General features: G+C 68.4%; 23 protein-coding genes. 12 read left to right on the top strand and 11 right to left on the bottom strand.

Annotated features, from left to right (window positions below):
- The 8 genes from CC207_RS02190 to CC207_RS02155 all read left to right on the top strand — a co-directional run.
- Positions 1–421 (top strand): RcpC/CpaB family pilus assembly protein (locus CC207_RS02190; RefSeq protein ID WP_256581976.1); only part of this gene is annotated, 421 nt, incomplete at its 5' end.
- Positions 422–440: 19 nt separating this feature from the next.
- Positions 441–1,733 carry a type II and III secretion system protein family protein gene (locus tag CC207_RS02185; protein ID WP_036986199.1) on the top strand — a complete coding sequence of 431 codons (1,293 nt, stop codon included), beginning with the start codon at positions 441–443 and terminating at the stop codon, positions 1,731–1,733.
- Positions 1,730–2,920 (top strand): pilus assembly protein, encoded by a 1,191-nt coding sequence (locus CC207_RS02180; RefSeq protein WP_028691361.1) that lies wholly within the window; start codon positions 1,730–1,732, stop codon positions 2,918–2,920. The genes CC207_RS02185 and CC207_RS02180 overlap by 4 nt, the downstream gene beginning before the upstream one ends.
- Positions 2,917–4,173: a CpaF family protein gene (locus tag CC207_RS02175; RefSeq protein WP_028691362.1), complete on the top strand. Its 1,257-nt coding sequence runs from the start codon at positions 2,917–2,919 to the stop codon at positions 4,171–4,173. The genes CC207_RS02180 and CC207_RS02175 overlap by 4 nt, the downstream gene beginning before the upstream one ends.
- Positions 4,170–5,051, top strand: a complete 882-nt coding sequence (locus CC207_RS02170; protein WP_028691363.1) for a type II secretion system F family protein — start codon at positions 4,170–4,172, stop codon at positions 5,049–5,051. Before CC207_RS02175 ends, CC207_RS02170 begins: the two co-directional genes overlap by 4 nt.
- Positions 5,052–5,053: 2 nt before the next feature.
- Positions 5,054–5,941, top strand: coding sequence for a type II secretion system F family protein (locus tag CC207_RS02165; protein ID WP_028691364.1), 888 nt, complete (start codon positions 5,054–5,056; stop codon positions 5,939–5,941).
- Positions 5,942–5,955: 14 nt separating this feature from the next.
- Positions 5,956–6,657 (top strand): lipoprotein, encoded by a 702-nt coding sequence (locus CC207_RS02160; protein WP_028691365.1) that lies wholly within the window; start codon positions 5,956–5,958, stop codon positions 6,655–6,657.
- A 13-nt stretch (positions 6,658–6,670) separates the two neighbouring features.
- Complete coding sequence (locus tag CC207_RS02155) at positions 6,671–6,931, top strand: DUF3613 domain-containing protein (protein ID WP_028691366.1); 261 nt, start codon at positions 6,671–6,673, stop codon at positions 6,929–6,931.
- 46 nt (positions 6,932–6,977) lie between these two features.
- Here the strand turns inward: CC207_RS02155 and CC207_RS02150 are convergent, their stop codons facing one another.
- A complete protein-coding gene (locus CC207_RS02150) occupies positions 6,978–7,760 on the bottom strand; it encodes a response regulator transcription factor (protein ID WP_189660374.1) in 783 nt (260 codons plus the stop codon).
- Positions 7,761–7,873: 113 nt separating this feature from the next.
- Positions 7,874–8,344 carry a prepilin peptidase gene (locus CC207_RS02145; RefSeq protein WP_028691368.1) on the bottom strand — a complete coding sequence of 157 codons (471 nt, stop codon included), beginning with the start codon at positions 8,342–8,344 and terminating at the stop codon, positions 7,874–7,876.
- A 75-nt stretch (positions 8,345–8,419) separates the two neighbouring features.
- On the opposite strand from CC207_RS02145, the gene CC207_RS02140 reads away from it, so the two are divergent.
- Complete coding sequence (locus CC207_RS02140; RefSeq protein ID WP_028691369.1) at positions 8,420–8,863, top strand: TadE family protein; 444 nt, start codon at positions 8,420–8,422, stop codon at positions 8,861–8,863.
- A gap of 8 nt (positions 8,864–8,871) precedes the next feature.
- On the top strand, positions 8,872–11,496 hold the full coding sequence (locus tag CC207_RS02135) for a PAS domain-containing sensor histidine kinase (protein ID WP_256581975.1): 2,625 nt from the start codon (positions 8,872–8,874) through the stop codon (positions 11,494–11,496).
- Here CC207_RS02135 and CC207_RS02130 read toward each other — a convergent pair.
- The 7 genes from CC207_RS02130 to CC207_RS02100 form a co-directional block, all read right to left on the bottom strand.
- Positions 11,481–13,433: a pilus assembly protein TadG-related protein gene (locus CC207_RS02130; protein WP_036986202.1), complete on the bottom strand. Its 1,953-nt coding sequence runs from the start codon at positions 13,431–13,433 to the stop codon at positions 11,481–11,483. The genes CC207_RS02135 and CC207_RS02130 overlap by 16 nt on opposite strands.
- A gap of 120 nt (positions 13,434–13,553) precedes the next feature.
- On the bottom strand, positions 13,554–14,114 hold the full coding sequence (locus tag CC207_RS02125; RefSeq protein ID WP_028691372.1) for a DUF4136 domain-containing protein: 561 nt from the start codon (positions 14,112–14,114) through the stop codon (positions 13,554–13,556).
- Positions 14,115–14,133: 19 nt separating this feature from the next.
- Positions 14,134–14,766, bottom strand: coding sequence for a DUF4136 domain-containing protein (locus CC207_RS02120; protein WP_028691373.1), 633 nt, complete (start codon positions 14,764–14,766; stop codon positions 14,134–14,136).
- A gap of 20 nt (positions 14,767–14,786) precedes the next feature.
- On the bottom strand, positions 14,787–15,536 hold the full coding sequence (locus CC207_RS02115; RefSeq protein WP_062362070.1) for a methyltransferase domain-containing protein: 750 nt from the start codon (positions 15,534–15,536) through the stop codon (positions 14,787–14,789).
- Positions 15,533–15,838 (bottom strand): MazG-like family protein, encoded by a 306-nt coding sequence (locus CC207_RS02110; protein ID WP_028691375.1) that lies wholly within the window; start codon positions 15,836–15,838, stop codon positions 15,533–15,535. The genes CC207_RS02115 and CC207_RS02110 overlap by 4 nt, the downstream gene beginning before the upstream one ends.
- 56 nt (positions 15,839–15,894) lie before the next feature.
- Positions 15,895–16,746: a MaoC/PaaZ C-terminal domain-containing protein gene (locus CC207_RS02105; protein ID WP_088851502.1), complete on the bottom strand. Its 852-nt coding sequence runs from the start codon at positions 16,744–16,746 to the stop codon at positions 15,895–15,897.
- A 2-nt stretch (positions 16,747–16,748) separates the two neighbouring features.
- Entirely contained in the window at positions 16,749–18,101 is a 1,353-nt protein-coding gene (locus CC207_RS02100) for a 3-oxoacyl-ACP reductase (RefSeq protein WP_088851501.1), read from the bottom strand.
- A 117-nt stretch (positions 18,102–18,218) separates the two neighbouring features.
- Between CC207_RS02100 and CC207_RS02095 the strand changes: the two genes are divergently transcribed.
- Together CC207_RS02095 and CC207_RS02090 are read left to right on the top strand one after the other, a co-directional pair.
- Positions 18,219–19,496 carry an acetyl-CoA C-acetyltransferase gene (locus CC207_RS02095; RefSeq protein ID WP_028691378.1) on the top strand — a complete coding sequence of 426 codons (1,278 nt, stop codon included), beginning with the start codon at positions 18,219–18,221 and terminating at the stop codon, positions 19,494–19,496.
- 48 nt (positions 19,497–19,544) lie between these two features.
- A complete protein-coding gene (locus CC207_RS02090; protein WP_088851500.1) occupies positions 19,545–20,321 on the top strand; it encodes a helix-turn-helix transcriptional regulator in 777 nt (258 codons plus the stop codon).
- An 18-nt stretch (positions 20,322–20,339) separates the two neighbouring features.
- Here CC207_RS02090 and cueR read toward each other — a convergent pair whose 3' ends face one another.
- Both cueR and CC207_RS02080 read right to left on the bottom strand, forming a co-directional pair.
- Positions 20,340–20,744: a Cu(I)-responsive transcriptional regulator gene (cueR, locus tag CC207_RS02085; RefSeq protein WP_028691380.1), complete on the bottom strand. Its 405-nt coding sequence runs from the start codon at positions 20,742–20,744 to the stop codon at positions 20,340–20,342.
- Positions 20,741–23,140 (bottom strand): heavy metal translocating P-type ATPase, encoded by a 2,400-nt coding sequence (locus tag CC207_RS02080; RefSeq protein ID WP_028691381.1) that lies wholly within the window; start codon positions 23,138–23,140, stop codon positions 20,741–20,743. The genes cueR and CC207_RS02080 overlap by 4 nt, the downstream gene beginning before the upstream one ends.
- Positions 23,141–23,147 lie beyond the last annotated feature (7 nt).

Here is a 23,147-nt window from a genome sequence, read left to right as displayed (position 1 = left end):
GGTGCTGCCGGCCCTGCGCGTGCTCAGCGTCGACCAGCAGACCGGGTTGGCCAACGACGGGCGTCCGGCGCAGACGGCCGAAGAACAGAAGGCCCGCCGCGACCAGCAATCGCTGAACAGCAACACCACCCGCACCGTGGGCCTGGCCGTGCCAGAAGCCCTGGCCAGCCGGCTGATGCTGGCGGCCCAGGCCGGGACCTTGCGCCTGGCGGTGCGCAGCGCCGAGGAGCCACTGCTGGCGGCCTACTGGTCCGGCCAGGATGCCAGCCCGCAGTTGCAGAGTGCCAACCGCGACCTCTATCGCTTCAGCCAGCTGTCCCAGGTGCCCCTGGCCAGCCAGGCGGCCGCCGCCGCGGCCGGCGCCCCAGCGATGCAGATCATTCGCGGCGCCCAGAACGGCGATAACAACAAGACTCCCTGAACCGGCAAGGATGCGATCCATGCGTAGTTCTTTGCGTGTTACTCCACGAGGCGGATGGCTGGTCCCGGCGCTGCTGGTCCTGGCCCTCCTGGCGCCGACTGCGCAGGCGGCGGCCAAGGGGTGCGCCGCGTTCGGCCAGTTGCCGTCGGTGATCGAGATGGACCAGGGCTTGCAGCAGGAACTGCGCCTGCCGGTGGCCATCACCCGGGCGGCGGTGGGCGAGCCCAAGGTGGCCGATGTGCAGCCCAGCGGCGAGCGCGCCGTGCTGCTGACGGCGGTGGGGCAGGGCACCACCAGCCTGATGCTGTGGACCGACTGCACCGCGCAGCCGCATCGGGCCATGTTGTTTGTCAAGGGCCGGGCCAGCGCCGACATGACGGAAACGGCGCAACTGCCCTCCGCCCAGGAGGACCTGCCGGTGCAGGTGCAGGCTGATATCCGCTTCGTCGAAGTGCGCCGCCTCAAGTACAAGGAGGCCGGGGCGCGGTTGTTCTTCAAGGGCTCGAACAACAGCCTGATCGGCTCGCCCGGCACCGTGCCCGACACGGTGGTGCGCCCGGGCTACGTGCCGAGCACCGCCAGCGTGCCGAGCTCGGCCAACTACGCCGACGCCCGGCCCGGCATCCCCCTCGACAACAGCGTCTTCAACATTGTCTGGGGCGGCGGCAGCAGCCGCTTCCTGGCAATGATCAACGCCCTGGAGAACAGCGGCTTCGCCTACACCCTGGCGCGTCCCAGCCTCACCGTGCTGAGCGGGCTGACCGCAAGTTTCCTGGCCGGTGGCGAGATCCCCATCCCGGTGCCCAGCAGCGGCAGCGACAACGTGTCGATCGAGTACAAGGAGTTCGGCGTGCGCCTGGCGCTGACCCCCACGGTGGTCAGCCGCAACCGCATCACCCTGAAGGTCGCCCCCGAGGTCAGCGAGCTGGACTTCAACAATTCGGTGGTCATCGCCGGCACCCGGGTGCCGGGGCTCAGCGTGCGGCGTACCGATACCAGCATTTCCCTGGCCGATGGCGAAAGCTTCATCATCAGTGGCCTGATCAGCAGCAACGTGCGTTCGAACGTGGACAAGATGCCGGGCCTGGGCAACCTGCCGATCATCGGCGCGTTCTTCCGCCAGTCGGCGCTCAATCGCGAGGAGACCGAGCTGTTGATGATCGTCACCCCGCACCTGGTCCAGCCGCTGGCCGCCAATGCGCGCCTGCCGGAACTGCCGGGCGAGGCGTTGCGCACCTACGACCCCAGCTGGGGCCGCCTGTTCTTCATGGAAAACGGCAACTTCGAAGGCCGTGGCGGGTTGTCCCAATGAACGAAAGCCTGAACCAGACCTACCTGGCCCTGACCCGCACCGACGAGGACCTGCACTGGCTGCAGGGCGCGCTGGCGCCGCTGGGGCAGGTGATCGGCGCCAGCAGCCCGAACCTCGACGAGCTGCTGGCGCTGGTCGACATGACCTTCAGCAACCTGGTGTTCATCGGCCTGGACCGCGAGCAGTTGATCGGCCAGTGCGCGCTGATCGAGGGCATGCTCGAAGCCAAGCCGATGCTGGCCATCGTCGCCCTCGGCGACGGCATGGACAACCAGCTGGTGCTGCACGCCATGCGCGCCGGCGCCCGTGACTTCGTCGCCTATGGTTCGCGGGCCAGCGAGGTGGCGGGGTTGGTGCGGCGCCTGGGCAAGCGCCTGCCGACGGCCACCAGCAACCCCAGCCTGGGCGGCCTGACCGTGCTCTTCGGCACCCAGCGCGGCGCCGACGGCGCGCTGCTCACCACGCACCTGGCGCGGGTGGTGCAGGAGAGCGGCCAGCAGACCCTGCTGCTTGATCTCGGCCTGCCCCGGGGCGACAGCCTGGCCCTGTTGGGCCTGGAGGCCTCGTTTCATTTCGGCGACGCCCTGCGTCACCTGCGTCGGCTCGACGCGACCCTGATCGACAGCGCCTTCACCCGCGACAAGGGCGGCTTGCGCATCCTGGCCTATGCCGACAACGACGAAGCCCTGGCACAGTCCAGCGCCGCCGAGCTGTACATGCTGCTCAGCGCCTTGCGCCAGCACTTCCAGCACATCGTCGTGAACCTCACCGGCCAGGCCGACAGCGAGGCCCTGCGCACCATCGTCAGCCACTGCGACAAGCTGATCGTCTACACCGACCAGAACATCATCGACTGCCGGCGCAACCTGGACGTGCTCGAACAGTGGCGCGACCGCGGCATCAAGCTCGAACACGCCAGCCTGCTCGTGGACCGCTACCTGCGCCATGTGGCGCCGGATGCCGACGCCCTGGCCAAACGCTACGGGCTGGCCTTGCTCAAGGTCATGCCCTACAGCCCGGAGGTGCGCCTGAACGCCAAGAACCAGGGCTTGAGCCTGTTCGAGCTGGCTCCGCGCGAAGGCCTGACCCAGGCCCTGCGCGGCCTGGGCGAGCGCCTGGCGCAGCGCTCGGAAAACCTGGCGCCGGCAGGCCAGGGCTGGCTCAACCGGCTGTGGGGCAACCGATGAGCAACGAAGAACCCTTTGGCGGGCCGCGCCATGCGGCCAGCGATCCGCAGGTGCTCAAGCGCGCGCTGCACCGGCACGTCATCGACGCCATCGAGGACAGCGGCCGCAACCTGCTCGAAGGGGCGCGACCGGTGCTGGCGCAGTTCGTCCTGGAACAGGTGGGCGACTATGTGGCGCGCCTGCGCCTGGCCCTGTCGCGCTACGAGATGGAGCGACTGGCCGAGGAGATCGTCGACGAGCTGACCGGCTACGGCCCGCTGGAGGTGCTGCTGCGCGATCCGAGCGTCACCGAGATCCTGGTCAACGGCCCGTACCGGGTGTTTGTCGAGCGGGCGGGGCTGTTGCAACAAACCGACTTGCGCTTCATCGACGCGCATCATGTCGAGCGGGTGATGCAGCGCATCCTTGCGCCCCTCGGGCGGCGCCTGGACGAGTCGTCGCCGATGGTCGACGCGCGCATGCCCGACGGCAGCCGGGTCAACGCGATCATCCCGCCGGTGGCCCTGGACGGGCCATGCCTGTCGATCCGCAAGTTCCGCCAGGACATGCTCAAGAGCGCCGACCTGCTGGCCACCCGGGCCATCGACCAGCCGATCTACGACTTCCTCGAACGCGCCGTGGGCCGACGTTGCAACATCCTGGTCAGCGGCGGCACCGGCACCGGCAAGACCACCTTGCTCAACATCCTCAGCCAGATGATCGCGCCCCAGGAACGTCTGGTGACCATCGAGGATGTGGCCGAACTGCAGCTGCACCACCCGCATGTGGTACGCCTGGAGACCCGCCCGCCAAATGCCGAGGGCCATGGCGAGATCAAGGCCAGCGAGCTGATCCGCAACGCCCTGCGCATGCGCCCCGACCGCATCATCCTCGGCGAGATCCGCGGCGCCGAGGTGCTCGATGTGATGACCGCGATGAACACCGGCCACGACGGTTCGATGAGCACGGTGCACGCCAACACTGCCCAGGACGCGCTGCTGCGCCTGGAGACCCTGGTCGGCCTGACCGGCCGGCAGGTGGCCGAGAAAACCCTGCGGCAGATGATCTGCGCGGCGCTGGACGTGGTGATCCAGCTGACCCGACTGGCCGATGGCCGGCGCTGCGTCAGCGAGGTGCTGGAAGTGGTCGGCGTGCGCGATGATGTGTATGTGACGAACACCCTGTTCCGCCTCGACCGGCGCAGCGGCGACGGTTTCTTGCGCGAGGCGCCGAACCCCGCGGGAAACAAGCTGCGCCACGAGGGCGTGCTGTGATGGGCCCGCTGCTGCTGGCACTGTCGCCCTTGTGCCTGGGCATGGCGCTGCTGCTGTTGCGCCTGGGCCTGTACAAGCGTGGCGAGGAGCGCATCCTCGAACGCCTGGGCCGGGCCTACCGCGCCGTGCGCAGCGGCAATGCCCGGCGCGACTGGCTCGACCCGTTACTGCAGCGGGCGGGCCTGGCCCATGCCGAATTTTCCCCCAGGCCGTGGCTGTTCGCCTGGTTGGCGCTGACCGTGCTCGCCGGCCTTGTGGCGGGCTGGGTGGTGGCGTCGATGGTGCTGTTCGGCCTGCCGCTGCTCGGCCATTTCTTCCTGGCCTGGCGCTGCCGGCGACGCCTGCAGCAGATCGTCCAGCAACTGCCTGGCCTGCTCGACTACAGCGTGCGCAGCCTCAAGGCCGGTCGCACCCTGAACGAGGCGGTGCTCGGCGGCGTCGACAGTACTCGCGAGCCGCTGCGCTCGGCGATGCTGAGGGTACGGCGCAACGTGCAACTGGGTGTGCCGCTGGAGGATGCGGTCAATGAATTCGCCGAACTCTATGGCCAGGCCGAACTGCGCATGTTCGCCCTCGGGCTGCGCATCAACCAGCGTCACGGCGGCAATGCCAGCGAGCTGATGGAGAACCTGATCAAGCTGATTCGCGAACACGAGCAGGGCGACCGGCAACTGCGCGCCATGACCGGCGAAACACGCATTACCGCGTGGATCCTCGGCGCGCTGCCGTTGGCCATGGTCGGCTACTTCCTGTTTGCCAATCCCACCTATCTGTTGGCCATGTGGCACGACCGCAGTGGGCAACTGATGCTGCTGTTCGCCTTCGCCCTGCAGGCCGTCGGCTGCCTGGTGCTGTGGCGCATGATGAGGAGCCTGTAAGTATGGCCTTGTTGCTTTGCGCGCTGTTCCTGTTTGCCGCGTTCGTGCTGCTGGCCTTGCAGGTCGGCCAGCAATGGCGGGCCCGGCAGCGGGTGGCGCGACGCCTGCAGGGACGGCTGGCCCGTGACGAGCGGCTCGGCGACTGGCTGCAGTGGCTGGGCAGCAGCCCGCTGGGGCGGCGCCTGCAACGGCTGGATGGCGAGACCCAGGCGCTGCTCGATCGCCTGGGCTGGCGGCGCAGCCGGCAACGGGCGTTGTTCGCCGCCGTGCAGTTGGGCTTGCCGCTGCTGGCGGTGGGCGTGGCGCTGCTGCTGGGCCATGGCTTGCCCGGGGAAAACCGCGGGCACTGGGGCGTGCTGGTGCTCTGCGCGATGGGTGGGGGCTACCTGCTGCCCAAGCGCTTGCTGGTGTTGGCGGCGGCGCGGCGTCAGCGGCAGATCGCCCAAGAGGTGAGCCTGCTGATCCCGCTGCTGCGCATCCTCTTTGAAACCGGGCTGGCGGTGGAGCAGGCCCTGCGGGTGCTGGCCCATGAAGGCCGCAGCCTGGTACCGAACATCAGTGACGAATTGCGCCTGGTCCTGCAGCGAGTCGACTCAGGCCTGGCCCTGGGCCCGGAGCTGGAAAAGACCGCGCGCCTGCTGGCGGTGGACGAGTTGATCGACACCTGCGTCATTCTCCAGCAACTGCTGGTGCAGGGCAGTGGCTCGATGAAGTCGCTGCTGGCGCTCAAGGAGTTGCTTGACGACCGGCGCCTGACCGGCCTGCAGGAACGGGTGTCGAAGATGTCGGCGAAGATGTCGGCGGTGATGATGGTGTTCCTGTTCCCGGCGTTGCTGATCGTCCTGGCCGGGCCAGGTTTTTCCGCGCTGGCGCGGGCCTTGGGCTCATGAGGGGATAAATGGATATGAAAGCGATCCTGACGTTGATCGGCCTGTTGCTGCTCACCGGTTGCGCCGGCCAGCCCCCCGAAGGCCTGGCCCGTCTGCTCGGCGGTGGCACCTGTGGCAAGCCCGATGCCGACCAGCAACTGAGCCTGGACATGGCCGACCAGATGATCAGCGAAGGCCGCCCGCACGCGGGCCTGGCCCACCTGGAACAGCTGCCTGACACCCTCGACCAGGTCCGCCTGCGCAAGGCCAAGGTACTGCGCCAGCTCGGGCGCGGCGAGGCCGAGCCGCTCTACCGCAGCCTGCTCGGCGGCTGCCTGGCCGCCGAGGGCGAGCACGGCCTGGGCCAGCTGGCTTCGGCCCGTGGCGATGACGTCCAGGCCTTGCGCAACCTGCTGCGGGCGGTACGCCTGGCGCCAACCGACGAGAAGGTGCGCAACGACCTGGGCGTGGTGCAGATGAACCTGGGCAACCACGAACAGGCGCGCTTCGAGTTCCTCACCGCCATCGAGCTCAAGGACGACAACCCGCTGCCAGCGGTGAACCTGGTGACCCTGTCGCTGGTGCAGGACAACTGGCGGCAGGCGGAAGATTTGGTCAATCGCCTGCGCCTGAAGCCCGAGCAATTCGCCGAGGCCCAGGCCCGGGCCCAGCGCATCAGGTCCAACGGGCGCGGCCCACTGGCGGCGACCGAGTCTTCGGCCGCGGCCATCAACTGATCGGGAGGTGATCATGTTCAAGCCCTGGATTGTCCTGGCCTGCCTGGCCGCACCGCTGCTGGCGCAGGCTGAAGAACCTGTGCGCCAGCCACGCCCACAGACCGCCACCGAGGCCCTGCTGCAGGTACAGGCGAGCAATCGCCAGGCCTCCAGCGTGCGCCAGGAACAGACCGACAAGGAACGTGACCAGGCCATGCAGCGTTGGCTGGACAGCTACAAGTACGCGATTCCGGATTTCTACCGCTGGACCAAGATCAGTTCGTCGAACAATTGAGCACTTGAAGCTGTGGCACGATCGTGTAGGAGCGGTATTCACAAGGTCAGTGCGTGGTAAACCGCTGATGCACCGGCGACGAACGCGGAGTCAACGCCAGCGCCAGCTGCGTGCGGTTGTGCATGTGGGTCAGGCGCAGCACCTGCGACACGTACAGCTTCACTGTGTTCTCGGTGATGCCCAGCTCGCAGGCGATCTGGTAGTTGGTCTTGCCCTTGCTTACCAGCCGGGCCACTTCAAGCTGGCGCGGTGACAGCTTCTCGAAGGCGGCGGGCAGCTCCGCCTCGCCGTCCTCGGCATCGCTGGCGCGACGGTGGGTGCCCTGGCCACGGGCTTTTTCCAGGTCCTGGTAGAGATCATCGATGGACTCGGCCAACTCCTGCAGACGCTGGTTGAGGCTGCCCAGCTCGCGGAAGTTGCGGCGCCGTTCGAGCAGCGCCGCTTCCTGGCGGCGCACGCCTTCGAGCAGTTCGTCGAGGTCCATTGGCTTCTGGTAGTAGTCGGCGAAGCCCTCGCGCAGGGCGCGGATCACGTCCTGCTTGTCGGCGCGGCCGGTCAGCATGATCGCCTCGAACATGCGCTGCGGCCCTGCGTTTTGCTTGAGGGTGCGGACCAGTTCGATGCCATCGCGCTCGGGCATATGCAGGTCGCACAGGATCAAACCGATGGTCTCGTCGGCCTTGAAGCAGTCGATGGCCTGGCCGGTGGAATGGGCGGGGACGCAACGGTAGCCCTCGCTTTCGAGAAACTCGCACAACTCTTCGACGATCACTGGCTGGTCGTCGACCACCAGCACTTTCACCTCACTGACAGATTTATTCACGATCAACTCCCTGTTGTATCGGCTCTGCTCCCGGGCCAGAGGCTCTGGCAGGTAGAAAAGTAGTCGCACTTTGCAATTATGTACATGCATCTAGCTCATGGAAGCGACCCAGCGGTCGGTTATTGGATCCAGACGGCCGTCAACAGGAAGCCGGCCAGCACATACGGGGCAAAGGGCTGCTTGTCGCCGACCTGTTCGGCCAGCGCCTGCAGGCGCTTTTTCACCTTGGGATTGAGCAGGGTCCACAGACGCCGCCGGCCGAACATCCAGGCGAGCACGGTGACCCCGGCGCCGATGAAGGTGCCGAGCACGTATTGCGGGCTGGTGGCCAGGGCCAGGGCGCCCATCAGCTTGACGTCGCCGGCGCCGAAGCGGCCGAGCATGTAGCCGGGCAGGGTGAGCAGCATGACGATGGCCAGGGCCCAGCCGGCTTCGCTTGCGTCGGCGCCGATCCAGCTGCGTCCGGTGGCGAACAGCCAGGCCAGGGCGCACGCCGCGACCCCGAGGGTCAGGGCGTTGGAGATTTGCCGTTCACGGACATCTTGTTCGGTGCACAAGGCAAGCCACATCAGGAGAACAATGCTTTGCATTGGCAAATTGCCATCCCTATTCGTTGAACGGTTCTATGCTTTCAGACAGGTCTCACAGTCAGGGTAGACGCGATCATGAAAGCAAGCCCGGCGGGACAGCAAAAAGGCGCGGCAGCCATCGAGTTTGTCGCGGTATTCATGGTGTTTTTCGCGGTGTTCTACGGGCTGGTCAGCTACGCCTTGCCGATGCTGATGCTGCAGTCGTTCAACCAGGCCAGCAGCGAGGCGGTGCGTCGCTGCGTGGCCGTGGACCCCGCCAGCCAGACCTACGAGCTGGACGTGCAGGGGCTGGCCCGCCAGGTGATCGGCCAGCAGTTGGCGTGGATGCCCAGCGCGCTGGGATTCAACGTGCTCACTGACACCCGGGTCACCGTCGGTGTGGACAAGGTGCTCACGGTGGTGATCGACTACCCGCGCTCGCGCCTGACGCGGGTGCTGCCGACCCTGGTGCTGCCGGTGGTCGGTGACGTACCGAAGCTGCCCGCGCGGCTGCAGGCCCAGGCGAGCCTGCAACTGTGAGTGGTGGCTTGTTCGATCGCTGGTTCGCCGCGCCGGTACCGGCCCAGACGCCCGAGGTGACGCCGGCCATCGGTCTGCAGCTGTGGCTCGACGACCAGGCGCGGGTATTGCGTCTGGCCGGTCCGCTGCGCAGCCTGCTGGCACTTCCCGCTCAGGCGGGCGCGCGGGTGCACGATTATCTGGAACGTCACAGCTGGCTGGTGCTCGAAGGGCAGCCCGCCGACTGGCAGGGCCAGCCCCTGGACCTGGATTTTCACACCGTCATGGGCCATGCGCTGCACACCCGTGGCTGGCTGCAGCGCCACGAACAGGGCTGGATGCTGCAGCTTTTCGACATCGGTGACCTGCTGCGCGAGCAGCGCTGGGACCGCCAGCGCCCCTTGCTCGGCGAGATCGGCCACGCCCTGCGCGAATGTGGCAGTGAGCGCCTGCTACAGACGGCCCGCGAACAGTTGCACAGCCTGGCCGAGCACTGGCAGGCGGCCGCGTTGCGGCTGATGCTGCGCGAACCAGGAGGCTGGCGCCACTACGCCAGCAGCGACGAGACCTGGCCCTGGCCCGACGATCGCAGGCTGCGTGAGCGCCTGGACCGCTGGCCGGCCCATACCCTGGTCGAGGTCGATGACGACCCCGAGCTGCTTGCCCTGTGCGGTGCTGCGTCGTTGTTCCTGGTGCCCTATCGTCAGGGCCTGGAGGCCGAGGCCTGGGTGCTGTGCGCCGGGGCGCGGCAGGCGCCTGCGGTCGACATGGCCCTGGCGCTCGTACGGACCTTGACCGAGCCGCTGCTGGTGCGCCATCGCCGCCAGCAACTGCAGCACCAGGCCCATCACCTCGATGACCTGCAGCGCCAACTGGGCGCGGGATGGTGGGAGTGGCCGGCGCACGGCGAGCTGCAGCTGGACCCGGCCCTGGCCGCGACCCTCGGGCTGGCGAATCGGGTCAGCCTTGGCCAATGGCTCGCCCGCCTGCACCCGGCGGACCGCGAGCCGGCGCAACTGGCCCTGGACCAGGCCCGTGACGGGCAGGCGCTGAGCCTCAGCGTGCGCCTGCCGGGTCACGATCCCCAGGCGCCGCCGCGCTGGTTCCATTGGGCCGGCCAGGGCCAGGCCGGCCAACTGCGCGGCTTCCTGCTCGATATCAGCGCCCTCAAGGCCCAGGAGCAGCAGGCCGGCGCGGCCCGTGCGCGGCTGGAGAACCTCATCGCCCGCTCGCCCGCGGTGATCTACGTGCAGCGCTATGCCGAAGGCGCGCTGCACAGCGACTTCTACAGCGCCAGCCTGGCGCCGTTGCTCGGCTGGGCGGCCGATAGCGAGCAGGCGCGCCAGCCGGGCCTGGCGGTGCATCCGGACGACCGTCCGCTGTGGCTGGAGCGCACCCGCGGTCTGTTGCGCGATGGCCAGGTACGCTGCCGCTATCGCCTGCGCGATCACCTTGGCGGCTATCACTGGATGCTTGACGAAGCCCGCCTGCTGCGTGACGACCTCGGCCAGCCGCTGGAGGTGGTCGGCCTGTGGCTGGACGTCAGCGAGGCCACGGAAGCTGCCGAGCGCATGCGCCAGAGCGAGGAGCGCTACCGCGTGCTGGTGGAAGACTCGCCGGCGATGATCTGCCGTTATCGCCCGGACCTGACCGTGCTGTTCGGCAATCGGCCCTTGGCCGACTACCTGGGCTGCACGCCCGGGCAGTTGCAGGGCGCGGACCTCGGGCAATGGTTGTCCGCCGGCCAGCGCGAGGCCTTCCTCCTGCGCCTGCGGGCGCTGACGCCGGAGCAGCCGGTGAGCAGCGCGGAGATCTGCCTGCAACTGCCCGGCCGCGAGCATGCCTGGTGGGTCTGGGCCGACCGTGGGTTGTTCGATGCCGAGGGCAACCTGCTGGAGGTCCAGGCCGTGGGCCGCGACAACACCGAAGTGCGGCGCAGCCAGCAGCAACTGCTGCAGGGCGCGAAGATGGCGACCCTGGGCGAGCTGGCCACCGGTTTGTTGCACGAGATCAACCAGCCGCTCAACGTCATGCGCATGGCGGTGGTCAACACCCTCAAGCGTCTGGAGAACGGCGCTGCCGATCCTGTTTATCTGGAAGACAAGCTGCGCCGTATCGAGGCCCAGGTCGAGCGCGCCGCCCGGCTGGTCGACCATATGCGGGTGTATGGCCGGCGCTCGGCGGTCGAGCGCGAGCGCTTCGCCGCCTGGGCCGCGGTGCAAGGCGCCCAGGCGTTGCTTGAAGAAGGCCTGCGCGGCAAGGGCGTGACACTGCGCCTGGAACCGCCCGAGGCCTTGGCCCAGGTGCTCGGGCATCAGGATCAGCTGGAACAGGTGCTGATCAACCTGATGGTCAATGCCCGTGACGCCTTGCTGGAAAAGCAGGTGGCGCAGCCGTGGATCCGGGTACGCCAGACGCTGCATGGCGGGTGCCTGTGGTTGCTGGTGGAGGACAACGCCGGCGGGATCGATCCGCAGCTGCACGAGCGGATCTTCGAACCCTTCTTCACCACCAAGCCGGCCGGGGTCGGCACCGGGCTGGGCTTGTCGGTCAGCCATGGCATCGTCAGCCAGATGGGCGGCCGCCTGAGCGTGGACAACGGCGTCGAGGGCGCGTGCTTGCGGGTCGAACTGCCCCTTCACAGCACCAGTTGAGCGTGGCCGCTGGCGCAGCTGAGGTTGGTGCCGACCTGGGCGTCGAGCAGGTCGATACCCAGCACCTTTAGCAAGCCGTTGACCAGGGGATCGAGCAGGGGGCTGAGCAGGTTCTTGATGACCGGCTCGAGGATGTTCTTCACCCCATCCAGCAGTCCGGCGGTGAGCACCAGCACCTGGCCAAGGCCGCCATTGCCGGTGGGCTTGTAGGCTTCCAGGTGGATGCCCGCCAGGGTGTCGGACAGACTCGCCACCACCTGCGCCTGGTCGCTGTCCATGGGTTGGTAGGCCGGTTCCTGGCCGATTTCGGTCGGGGCATGGGCACCGCTGAACAGCAGGGGCTTTTCCACTGGGCCACTGCCCAGCAGCTTGCTGTCCACCCGCAGGCCGATGCCACCGCCGGCGTATGGCACCCGCGTGCCGCAGGACGGCGGCAGGATCAGCAGGCGGCTGCAGACATTGGTGCCGATATCGATGACTGGCAAGGCCTTTACCACGGTGGTGCCGTTGCTGAGGAAGTCCGCCGGTGAATCGAACCTGCCGATGGCGATTTTCGCCGCCGAGCGCTGGGTGAGGGTGGTCAGGCTCTTCGGGCTACAGGTGTAGTTGTCGGGCGGTGCCGGGCGCAGGCGGCTGCTGCCTTCGGCGACTTCGATGCCGATATCGATATGCACCTGGCCGTCCAGCAGCTTGATGTCGCTGACCTTGCACGGAATGCCCAGGGCGCAGGTCAACGATTGCACGGTGCCCAGCAGGTTCAGGCTGAGCAGGTTGTTGAGCACGTTGGTCAAGGGTGCCGCGAGGTCCAGCACCGCATTGAGCAGCCCGGCGATGCCGCTTAGCAGGGGCAAATCGAGGGAGACCAAAGCGCGGATCTGGGCGGTATGAACGCGCAACTCGTCCGTGCGCGGGTCACCCACCGCCGAGATCTGCGGGGGCTCGATCACCCGCAGTTGCACGCGGCCATTGACCAGCCCGAGCACATTGATCGGCAGGTCGGCGTTGACGGCGTTCTCGCTGGCCGCCAGTTGGATCACCCCTTGCACCAGTTGCAGCAGCTGGATGCTGGCGTCCAGGCCAGCCTGGGCCGTGCCGTTCTGCAGGTCGAGCAGCTCGCCCAGTTGCAGGCCGCCCACCGGCAGGTCCGCCGCCAGCTTGCCCAGGTTGGTGATCACGTCGACGGCGGCGCCGCTTTGCTGCAACACCTTGACCGCGGCCTGCAGCAGGACGGTGGCGCTGGTGTCGGCGTTGAGCAATTGCTGGTAGTCGCCGATATCCAGGTGCAGGTCCACCGCCAGTTGGTCGAGGTACTTCAGCAGGTTTAGCTGGGTGTTGGCGATGCCCTGCCAGCCCAGCACATCGAGCTGCGCCGAGCCGCCCAGGGCCTTGAGCAGGGCGTTGAGCACCGAGCCCTGGGTCGAGTTGACGGTGGCCAGGGTAGTGCGGATGCTCAGCCGCGCCTGGGGCGTCCCGGGGGTGGCTGCCACCGCGCTGGCACGCAGGGTGGTGGTGCGGGCGATGGCGCCACCCTGGACCAGCGCGTACACCCCGCCAGCGACGCTGGTGACCACCACGTTGCTGACCTCGACCCTGATCGCCTCGTGACGCACGTTGTCGGCGGTGAACGTGCGCAGGTTGTCGAGGCCGGTGCGCAGGTAGCCGCAGTTGGCAATCAGGGGGTTGAGAGGCGAGTGGCCGTTGCGGGTGGCCGCGGTGCGGGCCAGGGTGGAGGCCTGCGGGCCGCTGCCGCTGCAGACGCCGCCGTGCTCGGCGGCTTCCAGGGCGGCCATGTCGGCGATGCGCTGCAGCTTGCGTTGTTCGAGGTAGAGGCGGCCGCTGTCAACGGTCAGGAGCATGAACACCAGGGCCAGGCCCATGGTCAGCGCGGCCATCAGGCCGATCGCGCCGCGTTGGCGCACAGCGGAACGGGGAACCACGGGCACTCCTTTGCCGGCCTGTGGCCCGGCAGCGCGGCGGCGGTGCAAGGAGTGTAGTCAAGGTGATGGCAAGTTGCCTTGTCTGCTGCACACGATCTCTGTGGGAGCGGCGCGCAGGCTTCAGTGCGGCGGATAGTTGCTCAGCACCTGGGTCACGGTCTTCTGGATCGCCGCATTGCGCTCCTGCGGGCTGGGCGGGTAGTTGTTCATGATCTGCTCGGCGCTGCCGCGCCATACCAGCTTGCCGTCGCGGCCATCGAACAGGTCGACCTGAATGGTCGCCACCTTGTAGTCGACGCTGCGCGTCTCGTTGTACATCGGCCCGCCCCAGTAACCGCCCCAATAACCACCCCAGGCACCGCCGTAGTTGGTGGTGACCTGCTGCTGACGGTCCTCGACGATCAGGTAGGCGCGCACCTTCACATCCGCCCGGGCATTGCCCTGGACCGGGCGCAGGCCGCGCTGGTCGAGCTGGTTGGAGACCGCCTGGCGAATGCGTTGCTCGGTCAGGTCGCTCTTGATCCGCGGATCGTCCGGGCGATATTGCAGGCCCGGTTCCTGCCAGGCCCAGCTGCGATAGGCGGCGAAGTCGCGGCTGGCATCGAAATCGTGCTGCACGTTGTTGCTCGAGCAGGCGGCCAGCAGCAGGGCGAAGGACAGTAGAACGAGACGGCGCAACATGGTGGTTCTCCGTTGAACGTTAGCTGGGAGGATAGCCGCTCATCGCCTTGCTCACTGACTCGCGCAGGGCGCTTTCGCGCTCACGCGGCGAGTCCTTGTCGCTGCCGCTTTCGGCGCTGGCGCTCCACACCGGCTGGCCGTTGCGGGCATCGAACAGGTCGATGCGCACCACCATCACCTCGACTTCGTAGGTGCGCACGATCGGCACGCTTGCGTAGCCGCCATAGCCGTTGCGATAGCCGCCGTAGCCGACGCCGCCGTAAGGGTAGGGGCCGTAGTAGGGATCGTAGTCGTAGTCGCGCACCTGGCGCAGGCGCCGCTCCAGACGCACGTCGGCGCTCACCAGCAGGTCGGCGGGCGCATTGCGTGCCGGGCGCAGGCCGTGCTGGTCGAGGGCACCGCTCACCGCGTCGGCCAGCTGGCCCGGCGTCGCGTTGGCCAGGCCCCCGGGTGGCTGGTTGTTGCGCCAGCTCCAGCTGCGGTAACGGCCGTAGTCGCGTGTCGGCGCGGGGTAGGCGCTGGCATCGAAGGTACTGGCGGCCTGGGGCGGCGCCGGCGGCAGCGGCTTGCCGCTGGCGACATAGGGGTTGCTGCCCTGGCAGGCGGCCAGGGCGAGGGGGAGCAGGGCCAGGCAGAGCAGACGATACGGCATGGATCCTCCTGGCGAGCGGGTCAGTGGGGGCGGCACATCCAGTGCAGGTAGCGGCCCAGGCCGGCGAAGCTGGGGTGACGGCGGTGCGCCAGTTCCATCTCCAGCAGGTCGAGCAGCTCGGCCTTGTCCTGGAACTCCTTGGGCATGTAGTCGTGGAACACCCGTACGCCGCTCTCGCTTTCGACCTGCCACAGAGCTTCAAGTTGCGCCTTGAGCTGGCGTGGATCAAGTGGTTTCTGTGGTGTGAGGCTCTGCTTTTCGCCGGCCAGCCGATTGTGCCGCAACTTGCGGAAATGGCCCTTGAGCAGGTTGCGGTAGACCAGCGCGTCGCGGTTGTAGAAGGCCAGCGACAGCCAGCCACCCGGCGCGGTCAGCTGGTGCAGCACCGGCAGGATGCTCTCGGGCTCGGCCAGCCATTCGAGCACGGCGTGGCACAGCACCAGGTCGTAGGGTTCGGTGAGTTGGCCGAGCAGGTCCTGCCACGGCGCCTGGATGAAGGTCGCCTGCTGGCCGGCCTCGGCGAAGCGCGCACGGGCGCCGTCGAGCATCGGCGCGGCGGGTTCGGCAAGGGTCACCTGGTGGCCGCGCTGGGCCAGCCACAGGGCCATGTGGCCGAGGCCCGCGCCGATATCGAGCACCCGCAGGGGGCGGTCGGGCAGGGCCTCGGCCAGGTCGGCCTGGAGCACCGCCAGGCGGATGGCGCCCTTGGCGCCGCCGTAGATCTTCTCGGCGAAGCGGCTGGCCAGCTCATCGAAATGACGGTCGTTCATTTGCCGAAGCGCCTCTCGCTGTCGGCGAGCTTGGCCCGCACCACCTCGTTCATGTCCAGTCCCAGCTCACTGCACAGCAGCAACAGGTAGAGGACGATATCGCCGACTTCCTGGCCGGCGTGGGCGAGCTTGTCGGCGGGCAGCCGGCGGGACTCGTCCTCGGTCAGCCACTGGAAGATCTCCACCAACTCGGCCATTTCGACGCTGGCGGCCATGGCCAGGTTCTTCGGGCTGTGAAACACCCGCCAGTCGTTGGTGTCGCGGATGCGGTGCAGGCGTTCGGTCAGTTCTTGCAGGTTCATCGGGGTCTCCTCGTGGCGCATAGCTTCCGGCGAGGTGCCTTGCAAAGCAAGCCCGATCAGAGCGTGCGCCAACTGCCGAGCATATGCAGCAGGCCGCCGTGGCCATCCAGGCGCAGCTCGCCGCTCGGCCCCGCCTGGCTGGCGCTCAATATCACCTCCGAAGGCAGGCGCACCGGTTTGTGGAAGTCCACCGCGAAGGCATATCCGGCCTTGGGCAGGTGCCCCTGCAAGGCCGCCAGCGCCATGGCCTTGCTCCACATGCCGTGGGCGATGGCCCTGGGGAAGCCGAACAGGCGTGCCGTGAGGCTGCTCAGGTGGATCGGGTTGTAGTCGCCGCAGACCCTGGCGTAGCGCCGGCCGATATCGCCGTCGGCATACCAGCGGGTGGCTTCGGGCAACGTGGCGGACGTTGTGTCGGCGAGTTCCGCGGCCGGTGCGTCGAGCTTGAGGCCGCGCACCAGCATGCGGCTGGTTTCGCGCCAGAGCAGGCCGAGGCCATCCTCGGCCTCGGTCACCAGGTCGAAGGTGCCGCCTTTTTCATGGGGCTGCAGGTTGTCGGCATACACCGCGAAGCGCAGCCCGTCGATGCCGCCCAGGGGGCGCAGCACCTGCAGGCTGTTGTGCAGGTGCACCAGCCCCAGCAACGGGAAGGGAAAGTCCTCGGCTGTGAGCAGTTGCAGTTGCAGGCTGAAAGCCATGACGTGCGGGTAGGTGCCCGGCAGGCGGCCATCGTCGGCGAAGTGGCAGAGCCGGCGGTAGGCCGCCAGGTTGGCGGGGTCGACCCGCAGGAAGCAGCGCAGGCCCTGCTCCGGCAGCTGGCTGCCACGGATCTTGCGTTTGCCGAGGGCGCGCAGGTACAGGCTCGGTCGTGATTCGGGGCTGTGCAGGTCGTGCCAGGATCGGGTCATGGTCAGGCTCCCATCAAGGCCTGGCCGCAGACCCGCAGGGCCTGGCCATTGACCGCGCCCGAGCCCGGCTGGCTGAGCCAGGCGATGGCTTCGGCGACGTCCTGCGGCAAGCCGCCCTGGCCCAGCGAACTCAGGCGTCGGCCGGCCTCGCGCAGGCCCATGGGCATGGCCGCGGTCATGTGCGTTTCGATAAAGCCTGGCGCCACCGCGTTGATGCTGGCGCCCTGTTCGGCCAGGCGTGGCGCCCAGGCCTGGGCGAAGCCGATCAGCCCGGCCTTGCTGGCCGCGTAGTTGGACTGGCCGCGGTTGCCGGCGATGCCGCTGACCGAGGCGAGCAGGGTGATGCGCGCATCCGCGTGCAGCTTGCCGCCTTCGAACAGCGCCTCGGTCAGCACCTGGGGCGCCTTGAGGTTGACCGCCAGCACTGCGTCCCAGTACTCCGGGGTCATGTTGGCGAGGGTCTTGTCGCGGGTGATGCCGGCGTTGTGCACGACGATATCCAGGCCCTGGGGCAGGGCTTCGAGCAGTTGCGCGGCGGCATCGGCGGCGCAGATGTCCAGCGCCAGGGCACGACCGCCCAGGCGCGCGGCGAGGGCGTCGAGGTCGCGCTGGGCCTGGGGCACGTCGAGCAGCGTCACCTCGGCGCCGTCTCGGGCCAGGGTTTCGGCAATCGCCGCGCCGATGCCCCGGGCGGCGCCAGTGACCAGGGCGTGGCGGCCGGCCAGCGGCCGGGTCCAGTCCTGCACCTGGGCGGCGCAGGGCGTCAGGCGCAGGACTTGGCCGGAAACGAACGCGCTCTTGGGCGAAAGGAAGAAGCGCAGCGCGCCCTCGAGCTGGCTTTCGGCGCCTTCGGCGACATACAGCAGGTTGGCCGTGGCGCCATTGCGCAGTTCCTTGGCCAGCGAGCGGCTGAAGCCTTCCAGGGCCCGCTGGGCAACGCTGGCCTGCGCATCGGCGACGCCTTTTGGCGTACGCCCCAGGATCACCACGTGGGCGCTGGAGGCCAGGCTGCGCAGCAGGGGTTGGAAAAATTCGCGCAACTGCTTGAGGTCATCGCTGTCGGACAGGTGACTGGCATCGAACACCACCGCCTTGAGCTTCGGCCCCAGGCCCGCGACCCAGGCCGGGACCTCGAGCGCGTCGCTGGCGAAGCCGTAGCAGTCGGCGGTCAGGCGTGGAGCGATCGCCGCCACCTGGGCTGCCAGCGGCCCGCCGCCCAGCACCAGCGCGCCCTCGATGGGGCGCAGGCGCCCGGCCTGCCAGCGCTCCAGTGGCACCGGGCGGGGCAGGCCGAGGGCGTCGACCAGTTTTCGTCCGAGGGTGGAGTTGGCAAAGCCCAGATAGCGGTCGCTCATGTACGGTTCTCCCTGAAGGCAAGCATGCAAGTGTGGACCAAGTTTGTGGCAGGGTCGTTCGAATGCGCGAAAAGAACCTAGGCTTAAGGATCAAATTGTTTCAGGAGGAATACAGGCATGCAGTCAATTCGCCGGGTCGCGATCCTGGGGGGCAACCGGATTCCCTTCGCCCGCTCCAACGGCGCCTACGCCAAGGCCAGCAACCAGGCGATGCTCACGGCGGCCCTCGAGGGCCTGGTGGAGCGTTACCGCCTGCACGGCCTGCGTCTGGGCGAAGTGGCGGCCGGCGCGGTGCTCAAGCATTCGCGTGACATGAACCTGACCCGCGAGTGCGTGCTGGGCTCGAGGCTGTCGCCGCAGACGCCGGCCTACGACATCCAGCAGGCCTGTGGCACCGGCCTGGAAGCGGCGTTGCTGGTGGCCAACAAGATCGCCCTGGGGCAGATCGACAGCGGCATCGCCGGGGGCGTCGACACCACCTCGGACGCGCCCATCGCCGTGAGCGAAGGGCTGCGGCAGATCCTGCTGCAGGCCAACCGCGGCAAGACCCTCGGCGAACGTCTCAAGCCCTTCCTGAAACTGCGCCCGGGCCTGCTCAAGCCCGAGTTGCCGCGTAATGGCGAGCCGCGCACCGGGCTGTCGATGGGCGAGCACTGCGAACGCATGGCGCAGACCTGGCAGATCGGCCGCGAGGAGCAGGATGAACTGGCCCTGCTCAGCCATCAGCACCTGGCGGCGTCCTACCGCGAGGGCTGGCACGACGACCTGCTCACGCCCTACCTTGGCCTGACCCGGGATAACAACCTGCGCGCCGACCTGAGCCTGGAGCAGTTGGCCAAGCTCAAGCCGGTGTTCGAGCGCAGCGGCCTGGGCACGCTCACGCCGGGCAATTCCACGCCGCTGACCGATGGCGCCTCGCTGGTGTTGCTCGGCAGCGAGGCCTGGGCCGAGACGCAGGGCCTGAAGGTGCAGGCCTACCTGGTGGACGGCGAGGCGGCGGCCGTCGATTTCGTCCATGGTCAGGAGGGTCTGCTGATGGCACCGGTGTACGCGGTGCCGCGGCTGCTGGCGCGCAATGGCCTGACCTTGCAGGATTTCGACTTCTACGAGATCCACGAAGCCTTCGCCGCCCAGGTGCTCTGTACCCTCAAGGCTTGGGAGGATGCCGACTACTGCCGCACGCGCCTGGGGCTCGAAGGGCCGTTGGGGTCGATCGATCGCGCCAAGCTGAATGTGAAGGGCAGCTCGCTGGCCGCCGGGCATCCGTTCGCGGCGACGGGAGGGCGGATACTGGCGAACATGGCCAAGCTGCTGGGCGAGCGTGGCAAGGGGCGTGGCCTGATCTCGATCTGCGCGGCGGGTGGGCAGGGGGTAACGGCGATCGTCGAACGCTAGGCGGCGATGGCTGGTACCCTTGTCCGACCCGAGACACCAGGCCTTAGCATGTCGATCACCGGACCACGTCCCATCCCCGCCCTGGACCAGCTGCCTAGGCCGCTATACGCCCGCGCCGAGAGCCTGGGCGCCGGGTCCTGGACCACCCGTCACCAGCATGACTGGGTGCAATTTTCCTATGCCACCAGCGGCGTGCTTGGCGTGTACACCAGTGACGGCAGCTACTTCGCCCCGCCGCAGTGGGGCGTGTGGATCCCGGCCGGCACCGAGCATGAAGTGCTGACCTCGATGCAGGCCGAGATGCGTAGCCTGTATGTGCGCCGCGATGCCTGTCCCTGGGCACCGGGCGAATGCCGGGTGCTGGAGGTCACGCCGCTGGCGCGGGAGCTGATCAAGCAGTTCTGCACCTTCGCGGTGAACTACCCGGAAGGCGACAGTGCCGAGGCGCGGTTGGTGGCCGTGTTGCTGGACCAGCTGCGCACCCTGCCGCAGGTGGGGTTCTCGCTGCCGCTGCCGCGCCACCCGGGCTTGCTGGCGTTGTGCAACGGCTTGATCGCCGCCCCCGACCGGCCCCAGACCCTGCAGCAGTGGGCGGTGCAACTCGGGGTATCGGAAAAGACCCTGATGCGCCTGTTCCAGCGCGAGACGGGGCTGAGCTTTCGCAACTGGCGCCAGCGCATGCGCCTGCTGTCGTCGCTGGCGCTGCTGGAGGCCGGAGAGAGCGTCACCCAGGCCGCGCTGGGCTGCGGGTATGACTCGACTTCGGCCTACATCGCCGCCTTTCGCCAGCTGTTCGGCGCCACGCCAGGGGAACTGCGCCTGTAGTAGCGGCTGCTGTTTCGGTCAGTGACAGCACCCGCTGCCATTGGCCAGGTCCTTGAGGATCGGACAGTCCGGCCGGTCGTCGCCCTGGCAGTGGGCCACCAGCTCGCCGAGGGTGTCGCGCAGGCTCACCAACTCCTCGATGCGCTTGTTCAGCGCCTCGATATGCTGCATGGCCAGGGCCTTCACGTCGGCGCTGGCGCGCTGGCGGTCCTGCCACAGGGTCAGCAGCTTGGCGACTTCTTCCAGGGAAAAGCCCAGATCACGTGATCGCTTGATGAACGCCAGGCTGTGCAGGTCCTCCTGCTGGTACAGCCGGTAGCCGCTTTCGCTTCGCGTGGCGGGGCGCAGCAGGCCGATGGACTCGTAGTAGCGGATCATCTTGGCGCTCAGCCCGCTGCGGCGGGCGGCCTGGCCGATGTTCATGGGGCCTCCTGGTCGATGGCGGTGGGTTTCCAGGTCTTCAGCCACAGGGCATTGCTCACCACGCTGACGCTGGACAACGCCATGGCGGCGCCGGCCAGCACCGGATTGAGGTAGCCCAGCGCGGCCAGGGGGATGCCGATCAGGTTGTAGATGAATGCCCAGAACAGGTTCTGGCGGATCTTCGCGTAGGTCTTGCGGCTGATCTCCAGTGCCGCGGGTACCAGGCGCGGATCGCCGCGCATCAGGGTGATGCCGGCCGCCTGCATGGCCACGTCGGTGCCGCCGCCCATGGCGATGCCGATGTCGGCGGCCGCCAGCGCCGGGGCGTCGTTGATGCCGTCGCCGACCATCGCCACCACGCCCTGTTGCTTGAGCGCGGCCACCGTGGCGGCCTTGTCCGCCGGCAGCACTTCGGCGTGCACGTCGTCGATGCCGAGCGCCTCGGCCACCACCTTGGCGCTGCCGCGGTTGTCGCCGGTCAGCAGGTGGCTGCTGATGTGGCGCGCATGCAAGGCGGCGATGGCCTGGCCGGCGCCGGGTTTGAGACTGTCGCCGAAGGCGAACAGGCCCAGCACGCGGGGGTGGCTGCCGAGTTCGATCAGCCAGGACAGGGTGCGGCCCTCGGCCTCCCAGGCTTGGGCGCTGGCGGCCAGCTCGCCCGGTACCAGCCGGCTCTCGTCGAGCAGGCGGCGGTTTCCCAGGGCCAGCTCGCGGCCCTCCACCTGGCCGGCGATGCCACGGCCGGTGAGGGACTGGCTGTCGGCCACTTGCGGTACGTCAAGATCGCGCTCGGCGCAGGCATCGAGCACCGCCTTGGCCAAGGGGTGCTCGCTGCCACGCTGCAGGGCGCCGGCCAGGCGCAGCAGTTGGTTATCGTCACCGCTGCTGGCCTGCTGGTGGACGATGCGCGGACTGCCGGAGGTAAGGGTGCCGGTCTTGTCGAATACCACGCGGTTGACCGCATGGGCGCGCTCCAGCGCTTCGGCGTCCTTGATCAGGATGCCGTGGCGGGCGGCGACACCGGTGCCGGCCATGATCGCCGCGGGCGTGGCCAGGCCCAAGGCGCAGGGGCAGGCGATCACCAGCACGGCGACGGCGTTGATCAGCGCGGTTTCCAGCGGTGCGCCGGCCAGCCACCAGCCGACCAAGGTCACCAGGGCCAGCACCAGCACGGCGGGGACGAATACCTGGCTGACCCGGTCGACCAGCTTCTGGATCGGCGCCTTGGCCGCCTGGGCGTCCTCGACCAGGCGGATGATGCGGGCGAGCACGGTCTCGGTGCCCAGCGCCAGGGTCTTCACCAGCAGGCGGCCTTCGCCGTTGATGGCGCCGCCGGTCACCGCGTCGCCGGGCTGCTTGGGCACCGGCAGGCTTTCACCGCTGATCAGGGCTTCGTCGGCGTGGCTGCTGCCTTCGAGCACCTGGCCATCGACCGGGAAGCGCTCGCCGGGCTTGACCAGCACCACATCGTCGAGGCGCAGCTGGCTGATGGCGACGTCTTCCTCGCGCCCCTCGACCACCCGCACGGCGCGTTCCGGGCGCAGGGCCTCCAGTGCCCGGATGGCGCTGGCGGTCTGGCGCTTGGCGCGGCTTTCCAGGTACTTGCCCAGCAGCACCAGGGCGATCACCACCGCCGAGGCTTCGAAGTACAGGTGCGGCGTCATGCCGGCGTGGGCGTTGGCCCATTGGTACAGGCTCAGGCCGTAGCCGGCGCTGGTGCCCAGGGCGACCAGCAGGTCCATGTTGCCGGCACCTGCGCGCACGGCCTTCCAGGCGGCGACGTAGAAGCGTGCGCCAAGGATGAACTGCACCGGGGTGGCCAGCAGGAACTGCGCCCAGGCCGGCAGCATCCAGTGCAGGCCGAACGGTTGCACCAGCATCGGCAGCACCAACGGCAGGGCCAGCAGCAGGGCCGCGGCGACCGCCAGGCGTTCGTTGCGCAGGCGGCGTCGGGCCTGTGCCTGGTCATCGTGGCTGGCCAGCGGCAGGGTGGCGCTGTAGCCGGCCTTCTCGACCGCGGCGATCAGCGCGCCGTCGTCGACGCCCTCAAGCACTTCAAGGTGGGCGCGTTCGTTGGCCAGGTTGACGCTGACCTGCTCGACCCCCGGCAGTTTGCCGAGGGCGCGCTCGACCCGGCCGGCGCAACTGGCACAGGTCATGCCGCCGATCTGCAGTTCGAGGGTACGGGTGGGGACGCTGTAGCCGGCGTCGCGCACCGCGTCGACCAGCGCCGGCAGGCTGTCGGCCGGGGCCTGGACCCGGGCCTGCTCGGTGGCGAGGTTGACGCTGACGTGTTCGGTACCGGTGACCTTGCGCAGGGCGCGTTCGACCCGACCTGCGCAGCTGGCGCAGGTCATGCCACCGATCGGCAGGTCGAAGGTGGTGGATGCGGGCATGGCTCTC

Source organism: Pseudomonas sp. DrBHI1 (genome assembly GCF_002205115.1).
Taxonomy (GTDB): domain Bacteria; phylum Pseudomonadota; class Gammaproteobacteria; order Pseudomonadales; family Pseudomonadaceae; genus Aquipseudomonas; species Aquipseudomonas mosselii.
Note: the sequence above shows the minus strand (reverse complement) of the source record. Positions and strands in the feature narration are given on the sequence as shown.

What these genes read in the sequence shown, in the direction of transcription:
- CC207_RS02175 (WP_028691362.1), top strand. Translation starts at nt 2,917, where the DNA reads ATGAGCAACGAAGAACCCTTTGGCGGGCCGCGCCATGCGGCCAGCGAT.
- CC207_RS02185 (WP_036986199.1), top strand. Translation starts at nt 441, where the DNA reads ATGCGTAGTTCTTTGCGTGTTACTCCACGAGGCGGATGGCTGGTCCCG.
- CC207_RS02120 (WP_028691373.1), bottom strand. Translation starts at nt 14,766, where the DNA reads ATGCCGTATCGTCTGCTCTGCCTGGCCCTGCTCCCCCTCGCCCTGGCC.
- CC207_RS02105 (WP_088851502.1), bottom strand. Translation starts at nt 16,746, where the DNA reads ATGACCCGATCCTGGCACGACCTGCACAGCCCCGAATCACGACCGAGC.
- CC207_RS02145 (WP_028691368.1), bottom strand. Translation starts at nt 8,344, where the DNA reads ATGCAAAGCATTGTTCTCCTGATGTGGCTTGCCTTGTGCACCGAACAA.
- cueR (WP_028691380.1), bottom strand. Translation starts at nt 20,744, where the DNA reads ATGAACATCGGCCAGGCCGCCCGCCGCAGCGGGCTGAGCGCCAAGATG.
- CC207_RS02160 (WP_028691365.1), top strand. Translation starts at nt 5,956, where the DNA reads ATGAAAGCGATCCTGACGTTGATCGGCCTGTTGCTGCTCACCGGTTGC.
- CC207_RS02165 (WP_028691364.1), top strand. Translation starts at nt 5,054, where the DNA reads ATGGCCTTGTTGCTTTGCGCGCTGTTCCTGTTTGCCGCGTTCGTGCTG.
- CC207_RS02080 (WP_028691381.1), bottom strand. Translation starts at nt 23,140, where the DNA reads ATGCCCGCATCCACCACCTTCGACCTGCCGATCGGTGGCATGACCTGC.
- CC207_RS02140 (WP_028691369.1), top strand. Translation starts at nt 8,420, where the DNA reads ATGAAAGCAAGCCCGGCGGGACAGCAAAAAGGCGCGGCAGCCATCGAG.
- CC207_RS02115 (WP_062362070.1), bottom strand. Translation starts at nt 15,536, where the DNA reads ATGAACGACCGTCATTTCGATGAGCTGGCCAGCCGCTTCGCCGAGAAG.
- CC207_RS02110 (WP_028691375.1), bottom strand. Translation starts at nt 15,838, where the DNA reads ATGAACCTGCAAGAACTGACCGAACGCCTGCACCGCATCCGCGACACC.
- CC207_RS02155 (WP_028691366.1), top strand. Translation starts at nt 6,671, where the DNA reads ATGTTCAAGCCCTGGATTGTCCTGGCCTGCCTGGCCGCACCGCTGCTG.
- CC207_RS02095 (WP_028691378.1), top strand. Translation starts at nt 18,219, where the DNA reads ATGCAGTCAATTCGCCGGGTCGCGATCCTGGGGGGCAACCGGATTCCC.
- CC207_RS02180 (WP_028691361.1), top strand. Translation starts at nt 1,730, where the DNA reads ATGAACGAAAGCCTGAACCAGACCTACCTGGCCCTGACCCGCACCGAC.
- CC207_RS02100 (WP_088851501.1), bottom strand. Translation starts at nt 18,101, where the DNA reads ATGAGCGACCGCTATCTGGGCTTTGCCAACTCCACCCTCGGACGAAAA.
- CC207_RS02090 (WP_088851500.1), top strand. Translation starts at nt 19,545, where the DNA reads ATGTCGATCACCGGACCACGTCCCATCCCCGCCCTGGACCAGCTGCCT.
- CC207_RS02125 (WP_028691372.1), bottom strand. Translation starts at nt 14,114, where the DNA reads ATGTTGCGCCGTCTCGTTCTACTGTCCTTCGCCCTGCTGCTGGCCGCC.